Source organism: Spirosoma pulveris (assembly GCF_054781875.1).
The window spans coordinates 870252-894451 of the sequence record NZ_BAAGTO010000001.1 but is presented as its reverse complement, the minus strand read 5'-3'; the positions used below and the strand labels follow the sequence as shown (position 1 = coordinate 894451).

General features: G+C 49.1%; 25 protein-coding genes. 14 read left to right on the top strand and 11 right to left on the bottom strand.

The window, feature by feature from the left end; translation table 11 throughout:
* Window positions 1–34: 34 nt before the first annotated feature.
* A complete protein-coding gene (locus ACYVJM_RS03640) occupies window positions 35–955 on the bottom strand; it encodes an ROK family protein (protein ID WP_461146840.1) in 921 nt (306 codons plus the stop codon).
* Between the two features lie 277 nt (window positions 956–1232).
* Here ACYVJM_RS03640 and ACYVJM_RS03635 point away from each other — a divergent pair, with 277 nt between their 5' ends.
* From ACYVJM_RS03635 to ACYVJM_RS03620, 4 genes are all read left to right on the top strand, one after another.
* Entirely contained in the window at window positions 1233–1697 is a 465-nt protein-coding gene (locus ACYVJM_RS03635; RefSeq protein ID WP_461146839.1) for a redoxin domain-containing protein, read from the top strand.
* A 79-nt stretch (window positions 1698–1776) separates the two neighbouring features.
* The gene (locus ACYVJM_RS03630; protein ID WP_461146838.1) at window positions 1777–2544 is read left to right on the top strand and encodes a class I SAM-dependent methyltransferase; all 768 of its coding nucleotides are present in this window, start codon (window positions 1777–1779) and stop codon (window positions 2542–2544) included.
* 202 nt (window positions 2545–2746) lie between these two features.
* Window positions 2747–3340 (top strand): TetR/AcrR family transcriptional regulator, encoded by a 594-nt coding sequence (locus ACYVJM_RS03625; RefSeq protein ID WP_461146837.1) that lies wholly within the window; start codon window positions 2747–2749, stop codon window positions 3338–3340.
* A 94-nt stretch (window positions 3341–3434) separates the two neighbouring features.
* Complete coding sequence (locus ACYVJM_RS03620; protein WP_461146836.1) at window positions 3435–4298, top strand: SDR family oxidoreductase; 864 nt, start codon at window positions 3435–3437, stop codon at window positions 4296–4298.
* A 31-nt stretch (window positions 4299–4329) separates the two neighbouring features.
* On the opposite strand, the gene ACYVJM_RS03615 is transcribed toward ACYVJM_RS03620, so the two are convergent.
* The 3 genes from ACYVJM_RS03615 to epsC all read right to left on the bottom strand — a co-directional run bounded on the left by ACYVJM_RS03615 (window position 4330) and on the right by epsC (window position 7083).
* Window positions 4330–5199 (bottom strand): YitT family protein, encoded by an 870-nt coding sequence (locus ACYVJM_RS03615; RefSeq protein WP_461146835.1) that lies wholly within the window; start codon window positions 5197–5199, stop codon window positions 4330–4332.
* Window positions 5200–5319: 120 nt separating this feature from the next.
* Window positions 5320–6228: a cysteine synthase A gene (gene cysK / locus ACYVJM_RS03610; protein WP_461146834.1), complete on the bottom strand. Its 909-nt coding sequence runs from the start codon at window positions 6226–6228 to the stop codon at window positions 5320–5322.
* Between the two features lie 9 nt (window positions 6229–6237).
* The gene (epsC, locus tag ACYVJM_RS03605; RefSeq protein ID WP_461146833.1) at window positions 6238–7083 is read right to left on the bottom strand and encodes a serine O-acetyltransferase EpsC; all 846 of its coding nucleotides are present in this window, start codon (window positions 7081–7083) and stop codon (window positions 6238–6240) included.
* Window positions 7084–7284: 201 nt separating this feature from the next.
* On the opposite strand from epsC, the gene ACYVJM_RS03600 reads away from it, so the two are divergent.
* The 5 genes from ACYVJM_RS03600 to ACYVJM_RS03580 all read left to right on the top strand — a co-directional run bounded on the left by ACYVJM_RS03600 (window position 7285) and on the right by ACYVJM_RS03580 (window position 11464).
* Window positions 7285–8529 (top strand): PQQ-dependent sugar dehydrogenase, encoded by a 1245-nt coding sequence (locus tag ACYVJM_RS03600; protein ID WP_461146832.1) that lies wholly within the window; start codon window positions 7285–7287, stop codon window positions 8527–8529.
* A gap of 113 nt (window positions 8530–8642) precedes the next feature.
* Window positions 8643–9140 carry an RDD family protein gene (locus ACYVJM_RS03595; RefSeq protein WP_461146831.1) on the top strand — a complete coding sequence of 166 codons (498 nt, stop codon included), beginning with the start codon at window positions 8643–8645 and terminating at the stop codon, window positions 9138–9140.
* The gene (locus ACYVJM_RS03590) at window positions 9141–9632 is read left to right on the top strand and encodes a methylated-DNA--[protein]-cysteine S-methyltransferase (protein WP_461146830.1); all 492 of its coding nucleotides are present in this window, start codon (window positions 9141–9143) and stop codon (window positions 9630–9632) included.
* 33 nt (window positions 9633–9665) lie between these two features.
* Complete coding sequence (locus tag ACYVJM_RS03585) at window positions 9666–10706, top strand: MBL fold metallo-hydrolase (RefSeq protein WP_461146829.1); 1041 nt, start codon at window positions 9666–9668, stop codon at window positions 10704–10706.
* 89 nt (window positions 10707–10795) lie between these two features.
* Complete coding sequence (locus tag ACYVJM_RS03580) at window positions 10796–11464, top strand: START domain-containing protein (protein ID WP_461146828.1); 669 nt, start codon at window positions 10796–10798, stop codon at window positions 11462–11464.
* A gap of 11 nt (window positions 11465–11475) precedes the next feature.
* Here the strand turns inward: ACYVJM_RS03580 and ACYVJM_RS03575 are convergent, their stop codons facing one another.
* The 3 genes from ACYVJM_RS03575 to ACYVJM_RS03565 are packed head-to-tail and all read right to left on the bottom strand — an operon-like array spanning window position 11476 to window position 15487.
* Window positions 11476–11976, bottom strand: a complete 501-nt coding sequence (locus tag ACYVJM_RS03575) for a GNAT family N-acetyltransferase (RefSeq protein ID WP_461146827.1) — start codon at window positions 11974–11976, stop codon at window positions 11476–11478.
* 44 nt (window positions 11977–12020) lie between these two features.
* Window positions 12021–13979, bottom strand: a complete 1959-nt coding sequence (locus ACYVJM_RS03570; RefSeq protein ID WP_461146826.1) for a redoxin family protein — start codon at window positions 13977–13979, stop codon at window positions 12021–12023.
* 44 nt (window positions 13980–14023) lie between these two features.
* A complete protein-coding gene (locus ACYVJM_RS03565) occupies window positions 14024–15487 on the bottom strand; it encodes a sodium:solute symporter (protein ID WP_461146825.1) in 1464 nt (487 codons plus the stop codon).
* A 113-nt stretch (window positions 15488–15600) separates the two neighbouring features.
* Here ACYVJM_RS03565 and ACYVJM_RS03560 point away from each other — a divergent pair, with 113 nt between their 5' ends.
* From ACYVJM_RS03560 to chrA, 5 genes are all read left to right on the top strand, one after another.
* Window positions 15601–15879 carry an ATP-dependent Clp protease adaptor ClpS gene (locus tag ACYVJM_RS03560; RefSeq protein ID WP_012926198.1) on the top strand — a complete coding sequence of 93 codons (279 nt, stop codon included), beginning with the start codon at window positions 15601–15603 and terminating at the stop codon, window positions 15877–15879.
* A 76-nt stretch (window positions 15880–15955) separates the two neighbouring features.
* Window positions 15956–16567 carry a recombination mediator RecR gene (gene recR, locus ACYVJM_RS03555; protein ID WP_461146824.1) on the top strand — a complete coding sequence of 204 codons (612 nt, stop codon included), beginning with the start codon at window positions 15956–15958 and terminating at the stop codon, window positions 16565–16567.
* A 190-nt stretch (window positions 16568–16757) separates the two neighbouring features.
* Window positions 16758–17453 (top strand): superoxide dismutase, encoded by a 696-nt coding sequence (locus tag ACYVJM_RS03550; RefSeq protein WP_461146823.1) that lies wholly within the window; start codon window positions 16758–16760, stop codon window positions 17451–17453.
* A 151-nt stretch (window positions 17454–17604) separates the two neighbouring features.
* Window positions 17605–18561 (top strand): isopenicillin N synthase family dioxygenase, encoded by a 957-nt coding sequence (locus ACYVJM_RS03545; protein WP_461146822.1) that lies wholly within the window; start codon window positions 17605–17607, stop codon window positions 18559–18561.
* Between the two features lie 91 nt (window positions 18562–18652).
* The gene (chrA, locus tag ACYVJM_RS03540; protein ID WP_461146821.1) at window positions 18653–19855 is read left to right on the top strand and encodes a chromate efflux transporter; all 1203 of its coding nucleotides are present in this window, start codon (window positions 18653–18655) and stop codon (window positions 19853–19855) included.
* Between the two features lie 4 nt (window positions 19856–19859).
* On the opposite strand, the gene ACYVJM_RS03535 is transcribed toward chrA, so the two are convergent.
* The 4 genes from ACYVJM_RS03535 to ACYVJM_RS03520 form a co-directional block, all read right to left on the bottom strand.
* Window positions 19860–20867 carry a PhzF family phenazine biosynthesis protein gene (locus tag ACYVJM_RS03535; RefSeq protein WP_461146820.1) on the bottom strand — a complete coding sequence of 336 codons (1008 nt, stop codon included), beginning with the start codon at window positions 20865–20867 and terminating at the stop codon, window positions 19860–19862.
* 20 nt (window positions 20868–20887) lie between these two features.
* Complete coding sequence (locus ACYVJM_RS03530) at window positions 20888–22243, bottom strand: hypothetical protein (protein WP_461146819.1); 1356 nt, start codon at window positions 22241–22243, stop codon at window positions 20888–20890.
* 32 nt (window positions 22244–22275) lie between these two features.
* Complete coding sequence (locus ACYVJM_RS03525) at window positions 22276–23352, bottom strand: hypothetical protein (RefSeq protein WP_461146818.1); 1077 nt, start codon at window positions 23350–23352, stop codon at window positions 22276–22278.
* A gap of 63 nt (window positions 23353–23415) precedes the next feature.
* A complete protein-coding gene (locus ACYVJM_RS03520) occupies window positions 23416–24129 on the bottom strand; it encodes a hypothetical protein (protein ID WP_461146817.1) in 714 nt (237 codons plus the stop codon).
* Between the last annotated feature and the right edge of the window lie 71 nt (window positions 24130–24200).

Here is a 24200-nt window from a genome sequence, read left to right as displayed (position 1 = left end):
CACCTATTTCACTTACTTAACTTACTCCAGTAAACTACAATAACGCAGCACCAAACACACCGGCGCTATCGCCTAGTTTGGGTTTAAGAAAGCGTGTGTTGATTTCGCGGCTGTTAAAAACGTATTTCTTTGCGCGTTCTACGCCTTCGGTATAGAGTAAATCCACATTGCCAACCCCTCCGCCAAGGACAATGGCATCGGGGTCGAGAATATTAATGATGACCGAAACGGCCCGGCCAAAGTACTCAAGCATTCGATTGACGGTTTGGCTGGCTACCAGATCGTTGCCTTCCTGATACCGCTCCATAATTTCTTTCATGGTCCGCTCTTCTCCGCTAATCTGTTGGTAATACCGTTGCAGTGCCGGGCCGGATATCACCTGCTCGTTGCAACCGCGTTTACCACAATAGCAGGCGTACCCGTTTTCTTCCAGGATATTGTGGCCCCATTCGCCCCCGATACCCTGCAAACCGTTTAGCACGAAAGGCACACCATCGCGCCCTCTTACGACTACACCACCCCCAACGCCGGTACCCATAATTACCCCAAAAACGGTTTGAAAGTTGGGAACCACATCGGGTACAATGCCCATGGTCGATTCGGCGAGGGCGAAGCAGTTCGCATCATTGGCTACAGCCACGGGTACATTAAGCAAGCGGGCCAGGTCTTGCTTCATAGGTCGGCCGTTCAGTATGGTCGTGTTGCAGTTTTTCATCGTTTGCCGGGCGGGGTCAAACGTGCCGGGTGTTCCAAAGCCAATGCGATCGGGCTGAAGGCCGGTTTCTGCTTTGAGCATATCAATAAGCCGAATAATCTGACTCATAATATGGTCATATCCCAAATGAGCCTCTGTGTCAATGCGTTTACGAATAATGACAGCATCTGGTGAGGGTGCCGATAAAATTACACCTTCTATTTTGGTGCCGCCGAGGTCAATTCCCCAATAATGTTGCATCTAAAAAATCGGTCTATTAGTCTGAACCAGGAGCAGGACTGTATACGGGTTATAGTCGTCAACCGGGCATATATACTCTTTTCTGACAGCTCTTTTACTGAACTATACGGCCCGCAATTTATAAACCTTCGTTTGGATTGGCACAACTCGACAAGTCTAGAGTGAGAAAAGAACAGGTTTTGCCTGCCCTTTTACAGAATTTCGCTCGTCGTCCGGGATTTTCAGACCAAGTATCCGCTCAACTTTATACCTTGCGCCCAAAAATTAACCCGTTACTATGCTAACCCCCGGTCAGAAAGCCCCAGAGTTTACCCTTTTCAGCAGCGACAAAAAAGAAGTATCGCTGGTCGATTTTAAAGGGAAGAATGTTGTTATCCTGTTTTTTCCAATGGCATTTACCAGTGTTTGCACTGCCGAACTCTGTGAAATGCGCGACAACATCAGTGTTTATTCAGGTTTGAATGCGGAAATTCTGGGCGTCTCGGTCGATTCTCCGTTTACACTGGCAAAGTTCAAGGAAGAGCAAAACTTGCCGTTCGACTTACTATCAGATTTTAACAAAGACGTTTCTCAGGCGTATGACACCTATTACGAAACATTCGTAATGAACTTAAAAGGTGTAAGTAAGCGCTCAGCTTTCGTGGTCGATCAGGAAGGCACTATCAAGTATGCTGAAGTGCTGGAAAGCGCCGGTGATGTACCTAATTTCCAGGCCATCCAGGAAACACTTAAAGGATTGTAAACTGAATAGCGACTCGTGCAAAAGAAGGGATGTAGTAGTCCTCTAGTCTGCACGAGTCGTTATTTACTCGTCACTAGAAATGGCCTGGTACCACAATTTTTTTCACGGATTACCACAAATTGCCTGGAGAGCTGCCCAAACGGAAGATCAAACGCAGCTTGATCTGGAATTACTCGTTGAGACCCTTGATTTTGGTCCGGGCGATCATCTGTTGGATATTTTTTGCGGCTACGGTCGCCATGCATTACCCCTCGCCCGGATGGGTGCGCATGTAACAGGAGTTGATATTTCTAGCGAATATATAGCTGATTTACAAAGTGCTGCAAAAGCTGATAAGCTTTCATTAACCGCAATAGAGGCCGATTTTATGGCTGTGCCTGAGTCGGAAATTGGAGAATCAGGCACGTTTGATGCGGCTTATTGTTTAGGGAACAGCTTCAGCTTTTTCGCGCATTCAGATATGCTGGCCTTTCTGACGCGCATTGCCCGCTTTCTGAAACCCGGCGGACACTTTTTGGCGCATTCAGAGATGCTGGCTGAGTCGGTGTTGCCCGATTACCAGGCCCGGAACTGGCAGCCAGTAGGGGATCAGGAGAATAATCCACTTCTGTTTTTGGTTGAGAATGAATACGACCCGCTCGAAAGCCGAATCGACTCTTACCTAACCTATATTCAGGATGGTAAAACCCAAACTCGAAAAGCACAGCATTTTATATACACACTGGCTGAACTTTGCCGGTTGTTCGATAGAGCAGGTTTACACGTAGTTGCCTGCTATGGCACCGTTGAATGTGAGCCATTTAGCCTGGGAGATGAAGCTGTGTGGATACATGCGTACAAAATGTAGTAGTACCCCTTTCATTGGCTGTAACTAAAGATTATAGCTGTGTATAGTTAACCAGAGTCCAATGAATTGACATTCAGCGAATTATATAATATATCACATTCTTTATTTAACTTTTTTAAGAAAAATTGTATTCTTTCCATGTAAATACGTAGTTTTCGGATGATTTAACACCGTTAACTGACCACTTAATAACTAAATTTGTATGGAAACTATCGAGCGTAAGCCACGGAGCCGCGAGCAGGCTCGTTCTGGCATAATCAAAACGGCGAAGGCGATCGCCCGGCAAGAAGGATGGCAAGCCGTGTCAATCCGTAAAATAGCTGACGCGATTGAATACAGTGCCCCTATAGTTTACGAATACTTTGATAGTAAAGATATTCTTCTGGATGAAATCCGAAACGAAGGTTTTCGTCACTTATACCAGGAGTACGAACGCATCCTGAAACTCTATCGTGATCCGGAGAAACGGTTGTATGAGATCTCACTGGTTCAATGGGAATTTGCGCGTCATCAGCCTGAAATCTACCAAGTAATGTACAACATGGATGGTGCTTTCTGCACTATACCTGTCTATCAGTCGGAGACCATGCAGGAAGTGAGTCGACTGGTGCGCGAAGCCATCTTCTCGTTTATTCCCAAAGCGGATGAAAGCATACGACGGCTGCATTTTCAGTGGTTGTCGGTATCTCATGGGACAATTATGCTGGCAATGCTGCTTAAAGATGAGCAGTCACTCGACAAGTCAGAACAAATTTACCGGGAAACTATGCGCCGGTTTGTCCGTGAATTAAGGTAAGCTTTAAATGGCCGTCCTCTTTCTTGGTGCCATCAGGCTGTTAACGTGGTAAAGTCTGCTCGCCTGATAAAAGCAGATTTTACCCTTTAGTATCATGACCATAGCTATACTGGGTGCAACGGGAATGCTTGGACAGCCAGTCACCCATGAACTAATCCAGGCTGGTTTTTCGGTGCGTATTATTGCTCGTGATCCTGAAAAAGCACGCCAGCTTTTTCCAATGGCCGATGTTGTTTTTGCTGACTTACAGGCTATTGATAGTATCGCCAATGCCTTGACGGGGATAGACATAGTCTACCTGAACCTTTCCATTAAACAAGCAGAAAAGCAAACTGATTTTCATACCGAAAAACAGGGGCTGACAAATTTGATACTGGCTGCTCAGTCTGTGGGTGTTAGTCGTATTGGGTATTTATCCTCGATTGTTATGCGTTATCAGGGGATGAATGGTTTTAACTGGTGGGTCTTCTCCATAAAAAACGAAGCGGTTCGGCTTATCAAAAACTCAGGTATACCGTATAGTATCTTTTACCCGTCCTGTTTCATGGAATCCCTGAACGATACCCAGCGCCTGGGATCGTTTTTACTTTTAGTAGGCCGCTCACCGGTCAAGCCCTGGTATATTGCTGCTCATGATTATGGCAAGCAGGTTGCCCAGGCTTTTCAAATAGCAGGGGCGGGTGTAAACCAAGAATATATAATTCAGGGACCGGAAGCTGTAACCCAGCACGAAGCTGCCGAACGTTTTGCCGATGCTTACCGGAAAGAGAAGCTATGGGTAATGACAACGCCTTCGTTCCTGATGAAACTGGGACGACCCTTTTCCCCCCAGGCGGATTACGGTTGGCATATTACCGAAGCACTCAATAAGTATCCGGAAAGATTTGAAGCCGGACAAACATGGGCTGAACTGGGTAAGCCGGAAACTACTCTGGAGCGGTTCGCTGCCAGTCTGTAAATGTTTCTTTCAGTCGGCTGCCCCGCAGGGATCAATGCATGGGTAAGCTTTTGACTTTACCCCCCGCCACATCATCAACACTATGTTGTATAATAAATGCTTTAGGGTCAACCTGAAGTACCAGTGTTCTTAATCGGCTGATCTCTAGTCGGGTAATGACGGTATAAAGGACTGTATCCAGTTCATGGTGACTACCGTGCTTGCCGTATCCTCCCTGACCTTTCAGGATGGTGATGCCCCAGCCTCGTTCAATGATTTTTTCCCGAATCTCTTCATTCTGCTTGGAGATGATCAGAATAGCCGTATACTCTTCAATACCATGAATCAGGAAATCTACCGTTTTGGAGGCCGCGAAATAGGTGATCATTGAGTAAAGCGCCGGATTTAAGCCTAGGAAGAAAGCGGCAGCTCCGAAAATGAGCACGTTCAGGACCAGGATAACGTCACTCACTTTCAGAATAGGACTACTCCGACTGATGAGTAAAGCGGCTATTTCCGTGCCGTCCAGTACCGCCCCCCCGCGCATGGCCAAGCCAATTCCGGCACCAATAAAAAAACCGCCGAAAACCGCTGTCAGCAGCAAGTCGGGCGTAGCATCCGGGTAAGGGATAACCGCCAGACTGATGGAGAGACCTGTTATGGCCAGTGTACTTTTGAACGCAAACTGGCGACCAAACTGCCGGTATCCGAGGCCAATAAATGGCAGATTGATTACCAGCAGCCAGATAGGTAGGGGGATATCTATAAGGGATGCCAGCAACATGGATACACCCGTAACACCCCCGTCAATAAAATGACTTGACAGCAAGAAGCCTTTAATACCCATGCCAGCGCTGAGCACACCGGCAGTAATAAATACAGTGTCTTTTATTAAACGGAAAGAAGAGGTTTGTGTGATCATTAAGTTGAGTAATGGTTTTGTTGAAAGTGGACTGCAAGTAACTTGTACTTCTTAAAATGGAGAATCAATAGAGTCGATTAATTACCAACTCTACTGATTCGTCAAGCACTCGCCTGTCACTTAATATAAGCCGTCTATGGAAAGATACCGTTCCCCGGTATCGTAACAGAATGTCAGAATGCGGCTGCCGGGAGACAGATCGGGTAGTTTTTTGGCAATGGCGGCCAGGGATGCACCCGAAGAAACACCCACAAAGGTGCCCTCTTCCCGCGCCGACCGGCGAGCCATTTCGTACGCTTCGTCTTTACTGACCTGAATGGCACCATCCAGTATATCGGTATGCAGATTCCGAGGGATGAAGCCAGCGCCGATACCTTGAATCGGGTGCGGCCCCGGTGCGCCCCCACTAATTACGGGCGACAGTTCGGGCTCAACGGCGTACACCTTGAGGTTTGGGAATTTCTGTTTTAAAACCTGACCAACGGCGGTTATGTGGCCGCCGGTGCCAACACCCGTGATCAGCACATCGAAACCTTCCGGAAAATCGTCAAGGATCTCCTGGGCCGTTGTTTTGACGTGGATATCAATGTTTGCCTGGTTTTCGAACTGTTGGGGCATCCAGGCACCGGGTGTTTGAGCAATCAGTTCATGCGCTCGCTCAATAGCTCCTTTCATTCCTTTCTCGCGGGGCGTCAGATCGAACTCCGCACCGTATGCCGCCATAATCTTACGCCGTTCAATACTCATCGACTCCGGCATAACCAGAATGATTTTGTACCCTTTCACTGCAGCAACCATGGCCAGACCTATTCCCGTGTTACCGGAGGTTGGTTCAATGATGGTGCTATCCGAAGTTAACAAACCTTTGGCTTCGGCATCTTCGATCATGGCCAGCGCAATACGGTCTTTAATACTGGCACCCGGGTTGGCCCGTTCCAGCTTGGTCCAAACTTCGTAACCCGGAAATAAGCGGTTAATACGAACATGGGGTGTTTTGCCAATGGTGTCGAGGATGGAGATAGCTTTCATAGTCTGTGGTTATATAACAAAATTGATGGGTTCAATCACTTCCAGGGATTTCAACCGTACATCGGTCTGGTGCTGATGGAACACGAGCGAATGGGGCTCAACACTGCTGGTGAGCCATACGTTACCGCCAATTACGGAATCGTGGCCAACAACTGTGTAACCACCTAAAATGGTCGCGTTGGCATAAATGACAACGTTATTTTGGATGGTTGGATGGCGTTTTTTCTGAGCCATTGATTTGGCTACGTGCGTGGCTCCCAAAGTTACACCCTGATAGATTTTTACATTGTCGCCAATGACTGTGGTTTCACCAATAACGACGCCTGTACCGTGGTCGATGAAAAACGCCTTGCCAATCTGGGCACCCGGATGTATATCTATGCCCGTTTGTCCATGCGCATATTCCGTTAGCATACGGGGCAGGAGAGGCACGTTCTGTTTCATCAGTTCGTGCGCAATCCGATAGACGGCAATGGCGTAGAAGCCCGGATACACGGCAACTACCTCCTCAATGCCCACCGCTGCCGGATCATTATCGGCAATAGCGTGAGCATCGAATAACAGATTATCATAAATAGCTGGCAGTCGCTCAAAAAAACGCTCGGTAATCAGCGTTGGGCTCTCCGTTAAATTTTTTTCGAGTGGCTGGAGCAGACAAATCAGTTGTTGATTAAGATGCTGGTAGGTCTCTTCCACATGTTGGGAAATGGACTTGCAGTCCTGCGTAACCGGAAACATAAGCCGCATCAACTGGTCAATGAATCGGCCGGCATCCGGGCGGGAAGGGAGTTTGTACCGGTATAGTGCCCGCTGGGTCTGTAGATGTTCGAGGAAGGTACTTGTGTCGGTAATCATGATAGTATCGTCTGAATCAGGCCGCCGATGCGGTAGAATTTATACCCCGTTTTGTGGAAACACTACACTGGTTACTCTTTCGTTAATCGAGTAGATGCATGGGTATACGCGAGCATATTCTCTGTTTTTGAAACAAAATGCGGGCCACAAAGTTCGGAGGCTTTTATTGGAACTTGATTTGTACGTAAAACAGGGAAACTAATGAATCTAATCATCATGCTTAGTAAAACAATCATCGCATTTATGCTTTCGCTGGCGGCAACGTCGGGCGTTGCCTGGATGGTTGCTGCGGCTTGTCAGTCGTCTACACAGTCGGGTACGCTGGCACCGGACTCTATAGCTACCGGCACCGGCGGCACCGGCGCTCTTTCGGCGAAAGTTGTCAATGCCTATCCTAAACTTACCTTTTCTTCGCCCGTCGAGTACACACACGCCAACGATGGTACCAACCGGGTATTTGTCATCGAACAGGAAGGGCGAATCCGGGTCTTCGAAAATGACCCAAACACGGCATCGGCAGGTACGTATCTGGATATAAGGAGTAAGGTGGCCTCGGGTGGCGAAATGGGCCTGCTTGGATTGGCGTTCCATCCCGATTTTAAGCAGAATGGCTATTTCTATGTTAACTACACGAAAAATAATCCTCGCGAAACTATCGTAAGCCGTTATAAAGCCCCATCAGCCGGAGCATCGCAGGTTGACCCGGCCACCGAAGTAATTCTCTTTCGGTTCGAGCAGCCGTATTCGAACCACAATGGCGGCAAAGTGCTGTTCGGACCCGATGGCTACTTGTATGTATCCACCGGAGACGGCGGAAGCGGGGGAGACCCTCAGAACAACGGCCAGAATCGAAAAAGCTGGCTGGGTAAAATTATTCGGGTTGATGTAAACAGCACGGATAAAGGAAATTACGGGATTCCGGCCGACAATCCTTTCAAGGGTAATTCCAGCGGATACCGCGAAGAGATTTTTGCGTACGGACTGCGAAACCCCTGGCGCATGAGTTTTGATGCAGATGGCCGATTATGGGTTGGCGATGTGGGGCAGAACAAAATTGAAGAGGTGGATATCGTTAAAAAAGGTGGTAACTACGGCTGGCGTGTGAAAGAAGCCAATGCTGATTATGACGCAAAGGACAACAATGTCAACGCAGCCGATCTACTGGGTCCCATCTGGCAGTATAGCCATAGCAACGGTGATGTATCAATTACGGGCGGAATCGTGTACCGGGGCTCGGCCAATCCATCTCTGCGAGGAAAATACATTTATGCCGATTACGCAAGTGGACGGATCTGGGCTTTGACAACAACGGACGGGAAAACGGCCACGAATCAGGAATTGATGGCGCAGGCCGGGGCTATTTCTGCCTTTGGTGAAGATCAGAAAAATGAGCTGTATATGTGTGACCTGGGTTCCGGAAAAATTTTGAAACTGGTCGCGAACTGAGTGACCAACTAATTGGATATGGTTTAAGGCAGAAAAAGCCCGACTCTCTCCAGTCGGGCTTTTTCTGCCTTGTGTTTTATCGAAACAGGCGTTAAGTTACACCGTCTTACCTGATGACTTTCGTAACTATGGAACTCCACACCCGCGACCTGTTGAATGCCGATGAATTACTTGCCGAACCTTGCCTGCCCGCCAGTCAAGGTAAACGGTTTCTGAATCTGCTGATTGATTTTGTATTTTTTTATATAATCATGGTAACGGTAGGTGTAATCGTGTTTCTGATCAGCCCGTATCTGCTCGATTCAAAGATATTGATCAACCGTGTTACCAGCATGTTGTTGTATGTCGCTTATTATTTGGCCTTTGAAGCATGGCTGGGTAAAACACCCGGTAAGATTCTCACAAAAACGAAAGTTGTCAATAAAAACGGCCAAAAACCCGATCTTCTAACCTGTCTATGGCGCAACCTGGCCAGACTGATTCCGTTCGATACATTTACGTTTCTTCGCGAAAAGCCAATTGGTATGCATGACCGGATGTCGGGTACCATGGTTGTAGATGACCGCCCGAGCCTGTCACTGGATCAGTCGATTCGAAATACACCTGATTAAATGACAACTACCGTTTTTGACTCCCCTCTGGGTTTAGTGGCTATTACCGGTAATGATACCGGCGTCTCGGTCATTACCTGTACGAATGTTAACCCGGCAGAAAACGCTGCGGAAGGACCGATTGATGAGCCTGTCCGAGTAGCTGCCGAGCAACTGAAAGCCTACTTTGCCGGGCAACTGACGTCGTTCGACTTCCCGATCAATCCAGTTGGAACGACTTTTCAGCAGTCGGTTTGGCAAGCCTTGCTGGACGTACCCTTCGGAACGACACTTTCTTACCTGACGTTGGCCCGGCGGATGGGTGATGAAAAGGCAATTCGGGCCGTGGCTGCGGCAAATGGCCGGAATCCACTCTGGATTGTAGTGCCCTGCCACCGTATTATTGGCTCCGATGGCTCCCTGACGGGCTATGCAGGCGGACTGTGGCGGAAACAGTGGCTGTTGGAACATGAAGGTGCTTTTGCCCGTTCAGGCCAGATGTCTCTGTTTTAAAACAACACACCCATACACAAGCTTCACCATACTATGCCGATTTTATTGTCCCGATTGACGCTTATGGGTTTCCTTTTTACCTTCTCCGCCTGCGCACCACGCTACAAAGGACCCGTTACGGATCACTTTGATGGGAAAAAATTCTTTAACCCCGGTATGCCGGAACGAACTTCAGGCGGACTTTTGAAATGGCTTTTTAACCGTGATAAAGGTCCCTGGCCTGAACAACCTGATGCTTACGTGGGTAACCGGCCCGCTGCACGGATCGAAGGGGATAGTCTGGTGTTGACTTTTGTGAACCATTCAACTTTCCTGATCCAGACTGCGGGACTCAATATACTCACAGACCCCGTCTGGTCGAAGCGGGTGGGGCCAACGTCCTGGCTAGGCGTCAAACGGAAGCGTCCGCCGGGATTGCGGTTTGAAGAGTTACCGCCCATCGATGTCGTGTTGCTCAGCCACAATCACTACGATCACCTCGACCTGCCAACCATCGAGAAGCTTGTAAATGTACATAACCCGCTTTTTGTAGCCCCGTTGGGCGTGTCCTACCTGCCAAAATCAGTCAACGGACGCGTAACCCGCGAACTCGACTGGAAGGATACGTTACGGATCAATGAAAAGCTGGCACTGACATGTACACAGGCACAGCACTTCAGCAACCGTGGACTGGGCGACCGGGAGGAAACCCTCTGGTGTGGCTACCTGCTTCACACGAGCTTTGGTACGACCTTTTTTTGTGGCGACAGTGGCTACGGACCCCATTTTAAGAAAATTGCCGAGCAAGCCCGGTCATCAGAAACAGGTGCGATTAAGCTGGCTCTGCTGCCAATTGGCTCGTACCGTCCGGAGTGGTTTATGGCGCCGGTACACGTGTCGCCCGCTGGCGCCGTAAAAGCGTTTGTCGATCTGAACCCGGCGCAGGCAGTTGGCATTCACTTCGGCACCTTTCAGCAAGGTGATGATGGGCTATACGAACCCGCCGATGATTTACGTAAAGCATTAGTAGCCGCTAAAATCCCGGAGAACAAATTTGTCGTTCCCAAAGAAGGTCGGCCGATGGTGTTCAGGTAATTGATCCGGAGCCAACAAAAGCCGGACTTGCAACGTTTAGTAAAGAGAAGAATTCTAGGGTTAACGTATTGAAAAGGCGGATATACGGTATGAAGTTAGTACAGTTAAGTTGTTACCTGACTTTAGTGTTCAGTAGCTTCACGATACGAATAAATGCAGTTTACGGGCAGGATAAAGATGGCTGGCGTCTGGCAAAAGATAAAGACCAGATTCTGGTCTATACCCGCGAAGTGCCGGGAAGTCGGTCGACCGAGTTGAAGGTTGAATGTGCAATGTCAGGCACACAAAGCCAATTGGTGGCTCTGCTGTCGGATATAGCCAACTACAAAAACGTCATGTACAAAACCAAGTCCGCGCAGCTAGTGAAGCGTGTCAGCGAGACGGAGTTGGTGTATCATGTTGTAACGGCTTTGCCCTGGCCCGTAAGTGACCGGGACATGAGTGTTCAGCTGACGTTTGAACAGGACCCAGGCACCAAAGTGGTGCAGGTAAAGGGTATAGGCGTCCCTAATCTGGTAGCTACGCGGCCAAATACAGTTCGTATTGCCGACTGGCTGGCTATCTGGAAGATTCGTCCGATTGCCAAACAGCGTATTCATGTCACCTACACCTGCCGGGTCGATCCGGGTGGGGATATTCCAGCATGGCTTGATCACATGGCCGCTGCCAACAGTGCCTATCAATCCTTTCTGCTCATTCGGAATAGTGTTACGCTGCCACGCTATCAGGGCAAATCCTTTGCTTTTCTGAGCCAGTAACGAGTACGAATCTATACCTGCTTCTCGTAAGCCAGAAACCGCAAACCGGGACGGAAGCTAAGCGTTATGTCGCCGGCATACCGATAACCTAGCTTGGGGAATAGCTTACGGGTAACCTGATTCTCTGAGTTGGTGTCGATGCGCAGGAAGTGAATACCCCGATCGAGAGCGAGTTGCTCGGCCTGAGCCAGTAGCCCAGCGGCTACGCCCCGTCCGCGAAAAGCAGGATCAACCGCCAGACGGTGCGTAACAATGGCTCGTTCGTTCAGGTCAAAGCCCACCTGAGCATATTCGGGTTCCTGATCCTCGGTTAGGGCAGCAACCCCCGCCAGTAGCCCATCCACGTACGCTACCCAAAGCTGACCTTTGGCTATATCCTCCGAAAAGACGGTCTGGTTAGGATAATGTTCGTCCCACTGAAAATTACCCGACTTGCGCATAAGGGGAACAACATGTCGGATCAGGTTCATCAGAGCCGGAAGGTCGGTCAGGGTGGCCGGACGAATTGTCATAGTATTGTCAATTGAAAATTTTAATGCTGCCGTGCTGTGGATAATTACTTTCCTTCTTTCAGCATCTCGACAACCAGGCTCAATTCATTAACCGTTGATTCGGGGTTGCCGGAATACCCAATGGTGCGGTACCGTACACGCCCGTCGGGCCCAATGACTACTTTAGTCGGAATACCCTGCACTTTATAGGCATTGGCAACTTTTTGCTGCGCGTCAAGGGGTACCACAAAGTTATAGGGGTGCTTGCTCATAAAATTATGAACGCGCTGTACCGGACCGCCCTCGCGGGTATTGACGAACAGAAACTTTACATTCGGGTCGTCCTGAAATCTCGTTTGGGCCTGTTGCATGGCTGGAAAAGAAGCAATGCATGGACCACACCAGGTTGCCCAGAAGTCCAATACGATCACTTTGCCCTTAAATGCAGAAGATGAAATGGTTCGTCCCAGTAAATCGGTGAGGGTAAACGCCGGAGCCGGTTCGTTGATGAGCAATTGTTGAAGTTCGTCCCGCTGGTCGGCACGTAAATCGGCTTCCAGCTGGGTCAGATAAGCGTCGGCTTTGGCCGGCGTATTTCCGGGCTGTTTGGCATACCAGTCGTGCAGGGCTCGTTTCAACCCGGAGGTTGCTTTGCCAACCTGAACGGCGGCTTCGGCCATCGGGCGTGCTTCGGCAACGTGATTCGTTTGGAGCGCACACAGAAAATAGCGTTCGGTAAGGCGAGGCTCGGTGTTGTCGATATCGTTGGGATCGATGAAGGTCTGATAGGCCGTGTACGCACCGGTGTAATCGCCCTGCTGCTCCCGAACACGGGCGTACGTATTCATCAATTGACGCTGCCGGGTTTGCTTTTCGGCCTCCCAGCTACCGGCTTTGTTGCCCGGTCTGGATTGCGATGTCAGCACATCGATCGCCCGCTTTATTATTTTTTCCGCTTCTGGTAACGAACGACGTTCGTCGGCCAGTTGGAAGGCGATCGTGTTCAGCATCAGCACGTCGGTATGCGAAGTGGGTTGCTTTTCTAGAAAAGCAACCAGGCCCGAAATGTCGTTGTTTTTGAAGTAGCCATCGGTCATCATTACCGTAAGGGCAGGCAGGTAGGAGGAGTTCGGGAATTCAGTCATGAAAGCCTGATAAGCGGCCTTTTTGCGCTCCCAGTTTGCTTCCGTTCGAATAGCCATCGAGCGGTCTTTCTGCGCCAGTGAACCGGTTGGCTCCACTAATTTCTGCCGTTCCCGTAGGGCACTTGCTTTAGGAAAGTCGCCCAGGCTTTCGTAGAGCTGCGCTGCTGTGGTTAATTCGGTTGCCGTTGGCGTGGGCCGGGATGCCAGATACGCTTCGATACCTGCTTTTACAAGAGGCCCATAACCGGGCTTTTTCTGTTTCACCTGAGCGGCTAGCAAGTCCGACCAGTAGTAAGGGCGCAGGTCCGGATTCTGGGCTAGTTCATGCGAATAGAGAGTTACCACCCAGTTCGGATCGGGGCGCCCACCGGCTTCGTAGAGAAAATGACTGCGGCTAAATACCGATGCCTGACCACCCGTGGCATGGGGCACAATACGTCCACTGGCATCGCAAACCGGAATAACGTAAAGTTGACCGTTATTTAAATCGGTCCGTTTGGGTTGACTGCTATTTCGGAAAAGGAGCATCATGCCCGCCACATCTTTACGCGGAATGAATAGTTCGCCAACAAAGTCGTTACCCTGCCGCACCAGTTTAACGGTTGTGGGCTGGCTAAGTTGAATTACATTGGGGGCACCATACCGTACGTAGCGGCCTTCGAGCGTACTATCAGCTGCTAAGGGCGTCGTTTGTGGAGAGTAGGTAAAGGACACCACTTGTCCTACCTGTGGTCTTTCCGGCGAGAAACAGAATTGCGCCTGAACGTAAGTCGAGCTAAAAAGCAGGGTCAGGAGAACCGAAGCGACGTTAAACTTTGTGCCTCTTTTTGTGTGAACGAAGGAAAGACCGGTGCGGGCCAGGAAATGTTTAGTCTTCATAGTGTTGAGGAGTTTCCGGCTAATCGGGTAGAGTAGCCAATGGGCTATACGGCTATAACTTCTTCTTTTACAACTGGTTTCGATACCACCCACAAGCCAATAAATGTAAATAGACCATTCAGCAAAAGGCGCTCAAAGCCAAACTGGTAACCGCCAAACCAGGCAGCCGAATTTTCATTGACTACGTAAGTGAAAATGGGCGAAGCCACGCAAATCCAGGGTACGAAGCGATCCATGACGGGCCGCTTACTGAAAATGCCGAATGCATACAGCCCCAACAGCGGCCCATACGTATAGCCCGCAATGTCGAAAACGGCCGTGATAACTTCTTTACTGTTGACCTGACGAAAGATAATGATGACGACGTAGAACAGCAGCGAAAAACCAATGTGAACAATCTGTTTAATACGTGACCGTTCGGTTTCGGGCCGCTTTTCAACATTCATGAAATCGACACAAAAGGAGGTGGTCAGGGCCGTCAAAGCGGAGTCGGCGCTGGCGTAGGTAGCGGCTGTAATGCCCAGCAGGAACGTAATACCAACAACCAAGCCCAGGTGACTAAGCGCCAGTAAGGGATATAAATCATCGGTACGGGTTGGAATCGCAATGCCTTCCCGTTGGGCGTATACATATAACAGAACGCCCAGCGACAGGAACATGAAATTGACGAAAACAAGTGTAACGGTGAACCAGAACATGTTTTTCTGAGCTTCGCCGATGTTCTTGCAGGTCAGGTTTTTTTGCATCAGATCCTGATCCAGGCCGGTCATCACAATGGCAATGAACGCGCCGGATATAAACTGTTTGAAGAAGTTTTTAGGGTCATTCGCATCCCAATAGAAGACCTGCGACATCGGACTGTCATTCACCGTCCGGACCAGGTCGCCGAAGGAGTAACCCAATTCCTTCGAGATCAGGACAATTGTCAGAACAACGGCGGTAACCAGAAACACGGTCTGGAGCGTATCGGTTACGATAATTGTTTTAACACCGCCTTTAAACGTATATACCCAGATTAAAGCGATGGTTATAAGTACGGCCACTTCAAAAGGAATACCCAGGTCGTTAAACAACGCGATCTGCAAGACGCCAGCGGCTACATACAGCCGAACGGCAGACCCTACTGTTCGCGCCAGCAGGAAAAAGCCCGCGCCTGTTTTGTACGACCAAAACCCAAACCGTTTTTCCAGATACCCATAAATTGAAATCAGGTTCAGTCTATAGTAGAGTGGCATTAATACCGAGCCAATGACAAAATATCCGACAATGTAGCCTAACACTACCTGAAAATAGGAGAACCCAATTTTACCCACCGCACCCGGCACCGAGATGAACGTAACCCCCGACAGCGACGTACCAATCATACCAAAAGCTACTAACCACCAGGGCGACTGTCGGTTAGCGGTAAAGAAGGCATTTGTATCGGCGCCCCGTGCGGTATAAAATGAAACGGCAATCAACATTCCGAAGTAAGCAATCAGAATGACCAAAGCAAGGGTGGTATTCATATGAAATCTGGCAACTTTTCAGGCCTGAATGGAGTTATTTTATGGGACGGCGGAGGTTTTTTTTAGTGCCCATTTTGCCGTAAATTTGCTAAGTAAACACCATTTTATCTTCTATGCAACCTTTTGAAGAAACCGTTGTGGACGTGCTCGACCAAGTCGTTGAAACCGACGTTCATAACCTTGTGGTCTTCAACGACGAAGTCAATACGTTCGATCACGTCATCGAAACGCTCATTGATGTGTGCGGACATACTCCCGAGCAGGCCGAGCAGTGTACATTGCTCATTCACTACAAAGGTAAGTGCTCCGTCAAGAACGGATCATGGGAAGAACTTGTGCCAATGCGTAACGAAATCTGCCGTCGCGGCATTTCGGCGGAGGTACTCAACTAGTTAAGAATGATGGGTGAAGGATGGAGAATACGACCAGCTATTCTTGATTCTTCACTTTTAACTTATCACCAACCTCTTGGAATACCCATCCAAACTGATAGAAGACGCGGTGAACGAGGTGTCGAAGCTGCCGGGAATCGGAAAAAAAACCGCTCTCCGGCTGGTGCTCCACTTGCTCAAACGCGATGAAGAACAAACCGAAACGCTGGCCCAGAGCTTGACGGCCATGCGTACCAAAGTGAAACACTGCCGTAAATGTCATAACCTGTCCGATCATGAACTGTGTACAATTTGTGCCAGTAACAAACGTGATCAGTCGATTATTTGCGTCGTAGAGGACACACGTGATGTGCTGGCTATTGAAAACACAGCTCAGTACAGAGGCTTGTATCATGTACTGGGCGGTATCATCTCGCCCGTTGAAGGCATCGGTCCCAGCGATTTGCAGATCGATTCGCTCATGACCCGGCTGCGTGGCGAAGAAAGCGAACATGTGCGCGAAATTATTCTGGCAATCAGCCCCACGATGGAAGGCGATACAACCGCATTTTATCTTCAGAAGAAACTCAAGCCATTCAACCTGAAGCTATCGACTATTGCACGCGGCATTCCCATTGGTGGCGATCTTGAATACGCCGATGAGGTAACGCTGGGGCGGAGTATCCTGAGCCGAATTGCTTACGACTAACGGATGCAGCCGTCTCTGGCTGCTGGGAGCTATTCGCGAAACATACTGACGGCAAGATGCTGTCTGATACAAAAAACTCGTTTCTTTGCGTCTGTGACGAATTAAGCTGTTGAACATTTGAGCATTTTGACTGTTGTCAATACAGCCTAACCCGTCACAGACGCTTTTTCGTTTTTAAACCAACATTCGCATGAATCGCTCCGAGTTTTTGAAATTGGCCTTCGGTGCATCGGCCGGTTTAGTCGCCTTCCGTTCATTTGGCCTTGCACCTGCCCAGGCAGAAGGACCCTTTAAACTAGCTCCATTACCGTATGATGCGGGTGCACTTGAACCCCACATTGATAAAATGACCATGGAAATTCACCATGGTAAACACCACAAAGCATATGTCGACAATCTAAATAAGGCCGTTGCCGGGACCGACATGGCGAAAATGGACATTGATGCCTTGGTGAAAAGCATAAGCAGCAGCACACCAGCCGCGGTTCGAAATAACGCGGGCGGCCATTGGAACCACACTTTTTTCTGGAACATCATGGGCCCGAATGCAGGTGGCACCCCCAAAGGCGCACTGGCCGACGCTATCAACAAGAAGTACACCTCGTTCGATAATTTCAAAGCTGAGTGGGCTAAAGCGGCAACCGGACGGTTCGGTTCGGGCTGGGTTTGGCTGATTAAGAACGGTAATGATGTTGAGATCATCTCAACGCCTAACCAGGATAACCCATTGATGGCACTGGCGGAGAAAAAAGGAACCCCCGTTCTTGGACTTGATGTGTGGGAGCACGCGTATTACCTTAAATATCAGAACCGTCGCCCGGAGTACGTAACGGCCTTCTGGAACGTTATCGACTGGAATAAAGCAGGAAAGCACTTCGCTGCGTAAAAAAATGGGTAAATATTGAGACGCATTAGCTTGCGTCTTCTGTGTCGGATACGTTTACTAACCCACAGAAGACGCAAGCTAATGCGTCTCTTCGTATACGAACCTGTAGGATTAGGCAATCTTTCGTATTTTTGTGTAAATAGTTTAGTCAATGGCAGCAGAAGAATTATATAATGAAATACCGTCATTGGATTTGTCGGATTTCACCTCAGGGAGCCCCGAACGTAAAGCCCAGTTTGTATCAGATTTAGGTCGGGCCTTCAACCAGATTGGTTTTGTCGCAATCCGTAATCATGGGTTAACAAACGAGTTGACCAAAAAGCTTTATGACTCAGCCCAGTCGTTTTTTGCATCACCCGATTCACTTAAACAAAAATACGAACGCCCTGATCTAAACGGCCAGCGGGGTTATATAGGTAAGGGTAAAGAAACCGCAAAAGGGTTTAAAGTAGCGGATTTAAAAGAGTTTTACCATGTCGGGCAACCAGAACCGATTGGCAATATGCCCGCCAACGTGCTGCCCGACGAGTTCCCCGAATTTAGTGAAGCCACCCAGACCGCTTATCGAACACTCGAAAATGCCGGTAAGCAATTACTCCGGGCCATTGCCCTTTATCTTGAACTTCCCGAAAATTACTTCGACGACAAAGTCCAGAATGGCGACAGTATTTTGAGGGCGCTGCATTACTTCCCGCTCGACCCCGATACGACGCCCGATGGCGCCGTGCGGGCCGCTCCTCATGGCGATATTAATTTGATTACGTTGCTGATGGGTGCATCGGCCGATGGACTGGAAGTGTTACGCCGGGATGGTAAATGGATCAGTATCACCGCCCTGCCAGATCAGGTAGTTGTAAACGTAGGTGATATGCTGGACCGGTTAACAAATCATAAACTTAAGTCGACAATCCACCAGGTTGTTAACCCCCCGCGCGAAAAAATGAACCAGTCGCGCTATTCCATTCCGTTCTTTATGCACCCCCGCGCTGATATGGATCTGACCAGTCTGGACAGCTGTATCGATGCGCAACATCCGAAGATTTACGTCGACATGACAGCGGGCGAATTTCTGGATGAACGCTTAATGGAACTTGGCCTGAAAAAATAGTCAGTTCCCGCCGGGGAAGGTCGGTCAGTGACCCGCGTTACGAGCCGACCTTTTCTGTACATCCCTGATTTCTCCTGACCTTCCCCTATAGATGCTTCCATACCTGTCTACTGTTCAGCCCGTCCGCCGAATTCGGTACATCATCTTTTTAAAAGATGTGCTGATTCTGGCGCTGACGACCTTTGGGGGGCCGCAGGTGCATCTGGCCATGTTTTACGAGCGTCTGGTTCAAAAACGGCGTTACCTCACCGAGGATGAACTGCTGGAGTTGAACGCATTGGGGCAGGTGCTGCCGGGCCCTACGTCTACTCAGACCATTACGGCAATCGGTTTCAAGATTGGTGGTCCGAATCTGGCATACATCACATTGCTGATTTGGATTTTACCTGCGGTATGTATCATGACCGCTGCCGGTATGGGAATTTATTACCTGGAGCGGCGTCACTTGTCATTACAGTTTACCCGGTTCATACAACCCATGGCGGTAGGGTTTATGGTCGTGGCCGGGTACCGGATTGGGCAGAAGGTCATTAAAAACCAGGTGAGTCTGGCGTTAGCGCTGATTGCCGTGGTTGTGGCATATTTGTTTCGGTCACCCTTCATGACGCCGATCGTTATTGCGGTAGGGGGGCTTACGACGGCACTGACCTACGAAAAACAAAAGCGAATGGAAAAACAGCCACTACGTGTGCAGTGGTCTAACTTTTTTCTATGGCTGGGTGTATTCATCGGGGCTGCTACTCTGGGTGCCTTCACCCAATCATTGCCGGTACGCCTGTTTGAAAATTTTTACAGGAACGGCAGTTTTGTTTTTGGAGGAGGGCAGGTGCTGACACCCATGTTGTACAACGAGTTCGTTGCCTTCAAACATTATTTATCCCGCGAAGAGTTTTTGTCGGGTCTTGGCCTGGTACAGGCCGTTCCCGGTCCTGTCTTTGCCTTTGCGTCTTATATAGGTGCCTTGTCCATGCGCGATGCCGGTATGCATGGGCAGCTTTGGGGGAGTGTGGTATCTACCGCCGGTATTTTTCTGCCCGGAACATTCCTCATCTTCTTTGTATACCGCTTTTGGGAGCAGTTAAAACGGTACCGGGTTGTACGTGCGTCTCTGGAAGGGATCAATGCTGCCAGCACTGGCTTAACGGCTGCAGCGGCTTTAGCCCTGTTCGAACCCATGGCGCCCCATTGGCCGTCTGTACTAGTTGTGGTGCTGACCATGGCTGTGTTATTGTATACGAAAGTCCCACCCTATGTGCTGATTTTGGTCGGCTTGCTGGCCGGGGTGATTTTGTGAAACGTCAGGCGTACCAGATGCCTTCTGAAATTAATTTAGTACGCCCTCCAATATTGATTTCGTAGTTACCTTCCGTATATCGTCCATTCAGGTATAAGTAAGATCTTCGTTCCATTTGAAAACCCTGCTCTACAGTTGCGTTGATGACAGGATGCTTGTGGGTTAGGAGATAAGCCAGAAAACACCCATTGGCACTACCCGTTGCGGCATCTTCCATAACTCGGTTGTTTTCGATTAGCAGCATCCTTGTATTGTAGTCGTTTTTTGGCTCGATCGTTTCTCCGGTGAAGAAAAACAGGGAGGTGGAATGGCCGGTTTGATTGGTTGTTCGGTACTTTTTGCGAGTACTTAAAAACGCTTTAAATGAAACAAAGTCCAGCGTAAGTGCATTCATGGCGTTTAGATCCTTAAGTGGAATAAGGATGTACGGCAACCCCGTACTCACTTCCTGAATAGGTAATGAGGTATCAATAAAATCCAAGGGTATATTCAGTTCCGAAGACACCTCTTTTGCGGAAAAGAACGAGCCAAATTCGGGTTGTGCCTGCCGCATGAAAAGGAGGCTTTCATCCAGATTCGTCGGGTCTTCCAGTGTAATAGCTATATCAGTGTGAGCCAGTTCAAGTGTCAAGGAAGGGCTGGCTTCGGACAGGATGAATTTGTTAATAATATAACTCGTACCCAGCGACGGATGACCCGCAAAAGGCACCTCGTGTTCCGGGGTGAATATTCGGACAACGAAGCGAAGATTGGCCTTGATTGCTTTGATGAAGGTTGTCTCGGCAAAATTGATTTCTTTGGCAATCTGTTGCATCTGTTGGTCGGATAACTGATTGTCCATGTCGAGAAACACAGCGAGTTGGTTGCCTTCATAGCGGGTCGACGCAAATACATCGACGATATAGAATTTGATCCGTTTCATTAAATCGGTCAGTTGATGATAAACAGTATCGCGAAACGTGATGGTATGAAAAACGCTCCCCGGTACGTATCGTACCGGGGAGCGTTTCAATGAATGGGGCGGTTTTCAGATCAAAGCTCGTCCGACAAAAACTTTCGGATTGTCTGGTAAGGCCGCATACCTTGAGGCTTTCCGTTCGTGCCGGATGGCCGATTATCCGCCATGCGGGGCCGATTGCCATTTTGGAGGTGCAGCATCTCCTTACGTAGCTGACGCTGTTCGTCGTCACTCAGCACCGTACGTGTCGCTTCTCCCTGACCGTACCCATCATTAAAATTACTGATCCGGCTATCGGTCTGGGCCAGTTTTAATTCTGCAAGCAGTTCGTTGAGTTCAGTTGTGACGTCCTGTTTTTGCTGTTTCAGATCGTCCAGAACGGGAATCAGATCGAGATTGTGCTGCAGAACGTTTTGCTGAGTGCTTTGCTCAGCTAACTGTATTTCGAGTGGGGTTATTTCTTTGTCTAAGCGTTTCAACCGACGGCGTAGTTTCCAGAGTTTTATGTCCGCCTGCAACCATCGAAACCAGAATGCAGATAGCACCGGCAAGGCGATTCCCAGACACACAGCACCGGCCAGAGCGAATAGGATTCCGCTCAGCACAAATGACAGTAACGCCCATGGACTATTGACGAGGGCAAGGTTCAACTCACTCGATTCACTTAACTGTTTCTCGATTTTGCCCATCGTCGCGGCATCAAGCGTTTGTGTTGCCGCAGTAGGGTCGGTGCTTAACTGAAGCTGCCGAATCGATTTGTTAATGGCAGCCTTCAGTTGGTCGGTGCGGTACGCTTCGTAGCGGAACCAGCCCAAAACGGCCAGCGTCAGGACCGCAAAAACAGCCAGCGTAATCTTGAAACGCCCGTATTTGCGCCCATTTACTTCCGGGTTTTCCTGGTACGGCTTTTCAATAAGTCGGTCATAGGCCGGTTTCAGCAAGATAGAAACCATGGCTAAGCCTACAGCAAACGCCCAGGCTTCGTTCGTATTCCGGATATTGAGGGCGTAGGCAACGATTTCGTGTGAGATGATCAGGTCGCCCGCCAGAAACGAAATACCCGCTACCAGAAACAGCAAACCGGCAAACAGTGAATAATCGGGAGATGCTTTGGCGCGCCTTACCCGCAGACTCTCCCGATCTGCCTCGATGGCTTGCCTGGCGGTTTCCAGCTTCTCAACTTGTTTGGCCAGTCTCTCTACCTGAAGCGTATGTGTTTGCAGCGTAGTGAACGCAGCTCTGTTGGCTTCGGTGGCTTCGGCTAATTGTTGATTGATGGACGAAATTTCCGCCCGCTTTTCGCCAATCCGTTCGGATAGCCAGTCGGTGTTGATCTGGCTGGATAAGTAACCTTCGTATGTTTCCCGATCAACGCCTTCCACGCCACTCGTGTAGCCATGCTGAAAATCCGGATGATTGCTTGGTTCCATAGATTCATCAATTAAGAATGACGAGTTATGAATCATTCATAATTCATCATTGATTTACGCTGTTGCTCCGTGAGTCGGTCGCGGAGGCTGCGAGCGAGTTCAAACTCGCTTAAGAACAAGTTAACAAACTCATCACGTTGGGTGTTCAACCGGCTCCTCTGTGCCTGGGTATGGCTCAGAGTTGTTACAATTGGCCACTTTTGTGTTCGGATGGTATCAACTTCACGGGTCAATCTATCAATTTCTGCTTCCCAAGCGGGTATGTTCTGAGTTTTGTTAAGTGCCAGTAACCGGTTCGCCTTAGTGATTGTCAGGTCTGTTTGTAACGTGCTTACATTGCTGAGCAGCAGACTGCCCGCCAGCAGAAACAGGAAGAGAATAAAAATAAATAATGCAATGGCCTGGCCAACCGGCTGCGTTTGTAAAGCCTGCGTCAAAATAAAAAATGATGCCGCGAAAGGAAGTCCGATTTCAGTCAATAAGCGACGAGCGGTTACAGCCACCCCTTCTTCATAAAAGAACGAAGAGCGACCGAACAAATTGAACATACCGGCTAGAAATATACCGACTGCAATCCAGCGATTTGGAAAAACGGGGTTTAGGGTTTCGTCGATCAGGTAGAAGTTACTGATACAAATACCGATAGAGAGCAGCAGGCTTACGGCTGTTCGTATCAAGTTTGTGTGTTTGGGTTGGCTTTCGCGCAGATCGGTTAGCTGGTCACGGAGGCTGAGAATTCGATTTTCACGCTGTTCGATGAAGAGATTAAGTTCGCCGATCTTCTCGGACTGTTCATCAATGGATTCGTCCAGTGGAGCAATCTGTCGGGTAAAGTAAGCCCGGATCTGGGCGATTTTTTCATCGGGTCGGGCATTCGATAAGCCAAACAAAACGCCTTCATCGCGGAGGGCGTCGGTATCAGCCAGCCAGCCGGGCAATGGTTCCTGTGTATAGGCAGGCAATGGACTGGTATCAGTCCCGGTTATGGGTCGCTGGGGGGTATAATCAGGCACTACAGGAATAGAAACCGGAGCGGATGACACCTCACCTTGGCTGGGATAGGCTGACTTTTTGGTTAAAAGCCGGCGAATGTGCTGGAATAATGTCATTGGCACACGGATGAAAAATGGTTAATAACGGATAAAGCGTCTATCGAGCCAAAATATACGTGTTTAAAGCTGGAATACTCGTTTCAAGGCTCCCCAAAGCTGTTTTTTTAAATTCTGATCAGCTTCAATAGTTGGTAGGGAGTCGGCCATAAGAAACGTAATACCTTCAAAGCGAACCGGCGAATAGCGATCCATCATAATGTCGAGGTTGATCCGTTCGAAGGGCACACCAAACGTAATAAAATGGTTGATGTATTTTCCCCGCAGCAGTTCAGCAAAATTCATCCCCTCCACTCCGTGCAGATTCAGTAGGTCGACACCGTCGATGTTCAGGTTGACGGCTTTGAGGACTCGCTCAAGAAACAGGAGGTTACTGGGGTCCAGTGCCTCATCGGCTAGTAACAATACTTTATGATTGAGGTGCGGCATTCTGGGCTGCTGTTGTACGGGTGGGATTACGGAAGGCGTTTTTGGGCGTGGTACTTCTTTGGGTAATGGTTCGGGCGTGGCAATGACCAGCACTGGCTCAGGGGACAAGGGCGCCGGGATGTCTACGGTAAGAGTGGTCGGGGGCGTATCCGCGTCAACGTCAAATTTACCAATGGACAACGCATCCAATTCAGCCAGTAGGTCTGAATTAACAGAATCTTCAGCTAAAATTTCTTCAGCTATGCCGTCTGCTAGTGCTGATGGGGCAGTTGTTGACCACGATTCGCCGGGAACCCGGAAAAGCGCGTCGTTCTGATAGACAGTTTGATAGAAATTCTTTACGGACATAACAGTTAGCTCGAACCCGGTTCATTTTGTCAAAAATAGGCAAAAAAGCCGCCCTCGCTAGTAAAACGAGG

Coding starts and splice junctions, on each gene's coding strand:
- ACYVJM_RS03640 (WP_461146840.1), bottom strand. CDS start 955: ATGCAACATTATTGGGGAATTGACCTCGGCGGCACCAAAATAGAAGGT.
- ACYVJM_RS03635 (WP_461146839.1), top strand. CDS start 1,233: ATGCTAACCCCCGGTCAGAAAGCCCCAGAGTTTACCCTTTTCAGCAGC.
- ACYVJM_RS03630 (WP_461146838.1), top strand. CDS start 1,777: ATGGCCTGGTACCACAATTTTTTTCACGGATTACCACAAATTGCCTGG.
- ACYVJM_RS03625 (WP_461146837.1), top strand. CDS start 2,747: ATGGAAACTATCGAGCGTAAGCCACGGAGCCGCGAGCAGGCTCGTTCT.
- ACYVJM_RS03620 (WP_461146836.1), top strand. CDS start 3,435: ATGACCATAGCTATACTGGGTGCAACGGGAATGCTTGGACAGCCAGTC.
- ACYVJM_RS03615 (WP_461146835.1), bottom strand. CDS start 5,199: ATGATCACACAAACCTCTTCTTTCCGTTTAATAAAAGACACTGTATTT.
- cysK (WP_461146834.1), bottom strand. CDS start 6,228: ATGAAAGCTATCTCCATCCTCGACACCATTGGCAAAACACCCCATGTT.
- epsC (WP_461146833.1), bottom strand. CDS start 7,083: ATGATTACCGACACAAGTACCTTCCTCGAACATCTACAGACCCAGCGG.
- ACYVJM_RS03600 (WP_461146832.1), top strand. CDS start 7,285: ATGAATCTAATCATCATGCTTAGTAAAACAATCATCGCATTTATGCTT.
- ACYVJM_RS03595 (WP_461146831.1), top strand. CDS start 8,643: ATGACTTTCGTAACTATGGAACTCCACACCCGCGACCTGTTGAATGCC.
- ACYVJM_RS03590 (WP_461146830.1), top strand. CDS start 9,141: ATGACAACTACCGTTTTTGACTCCCCTCTGGGTTTAGTGGCTATTACC.
- ACYVJM_RS03585 (WP_461146829.1), top strand. CDS start 9,666: ATGCCGATTTTATTGTCCCGATTGACGCTTATGGGTTTCCTTTTTACC.
- ACYVJM_RS03580 (WP_461146828.1), top strand. CDS start 10,796: ATGAAGTTAGTACAGTTAAGTTGTTACCTGACTTTAGTGTTCAGTAGC.
- ACYVJM_RS03575 (WP_461146827.1), bottom strand. CDS start 11,976: ATGACAATTCGTCCGGCCACCCTGACCGACCTTCCGGCTCTGATGAAC.
- ACYVJM_RS03570 (WP_461146826.1), bottom strand. CDS start 13,979: ATGAAGACTAAACATTTCCTGGCCCGCACCGGTCTTTCCTTCGTTCAC.
- ACYVJM_RS03565 (WP_461146825.1), bottom strand. CDS start 15,487: ATGAATACCACCCTTGCTTTGGTCATTCTGATTGCTTACTTCGGAATG.
- ACYVJM_RS03560 (WP_012926198.1), top strand. CDS start 15,601: ATGCAACCTTTTGAAGAAACCGTTGTGGACGTGCTCGACCAAGTCGTT.
- ACYVJM_RS03550 (WP_461146823.1), top strand. CDS start 16,758: ATGAATCGCTCCGAGTTTTTGAAATTGGCCTTCGGTGCATCGGCCGGT.
- ACYVJM_RS03545 (WP_461146822.1), top strand. CDS start 17,605: ATGGCAGCAGAAGAATTATATAATGAAATACCGTCATTGGATTTGTCG.
- chrA (WP_461146821.1), top strand. CDS start 18,653: ATGCTTCCATACCTGTCTACTGTTCAGCCCGTCCGCCGAATTCGGTAC.
- ACYVJM_RS03530 (WP_461146819.1), bottom strand. CDS start 22,243: ATGGAACCAAGCAATCATCCGGATTTTCAGCATGGCTACACGAGTGGC.
- ACYVJM_RS03525 (WP_461146818.1), bottom strand. CDS start 23,352: ATGACATTATTCCAGCACATTCGCCGGCTTTTAACCAAAAAGTCAGCC.
- ACYVJM_RS03520 (WP_461146817.1), bottom strand. CDS start 24,129: ATGTCCGTAAAGAATTTCTATCAAACTGTCTATCAGAACGACGCGCTT.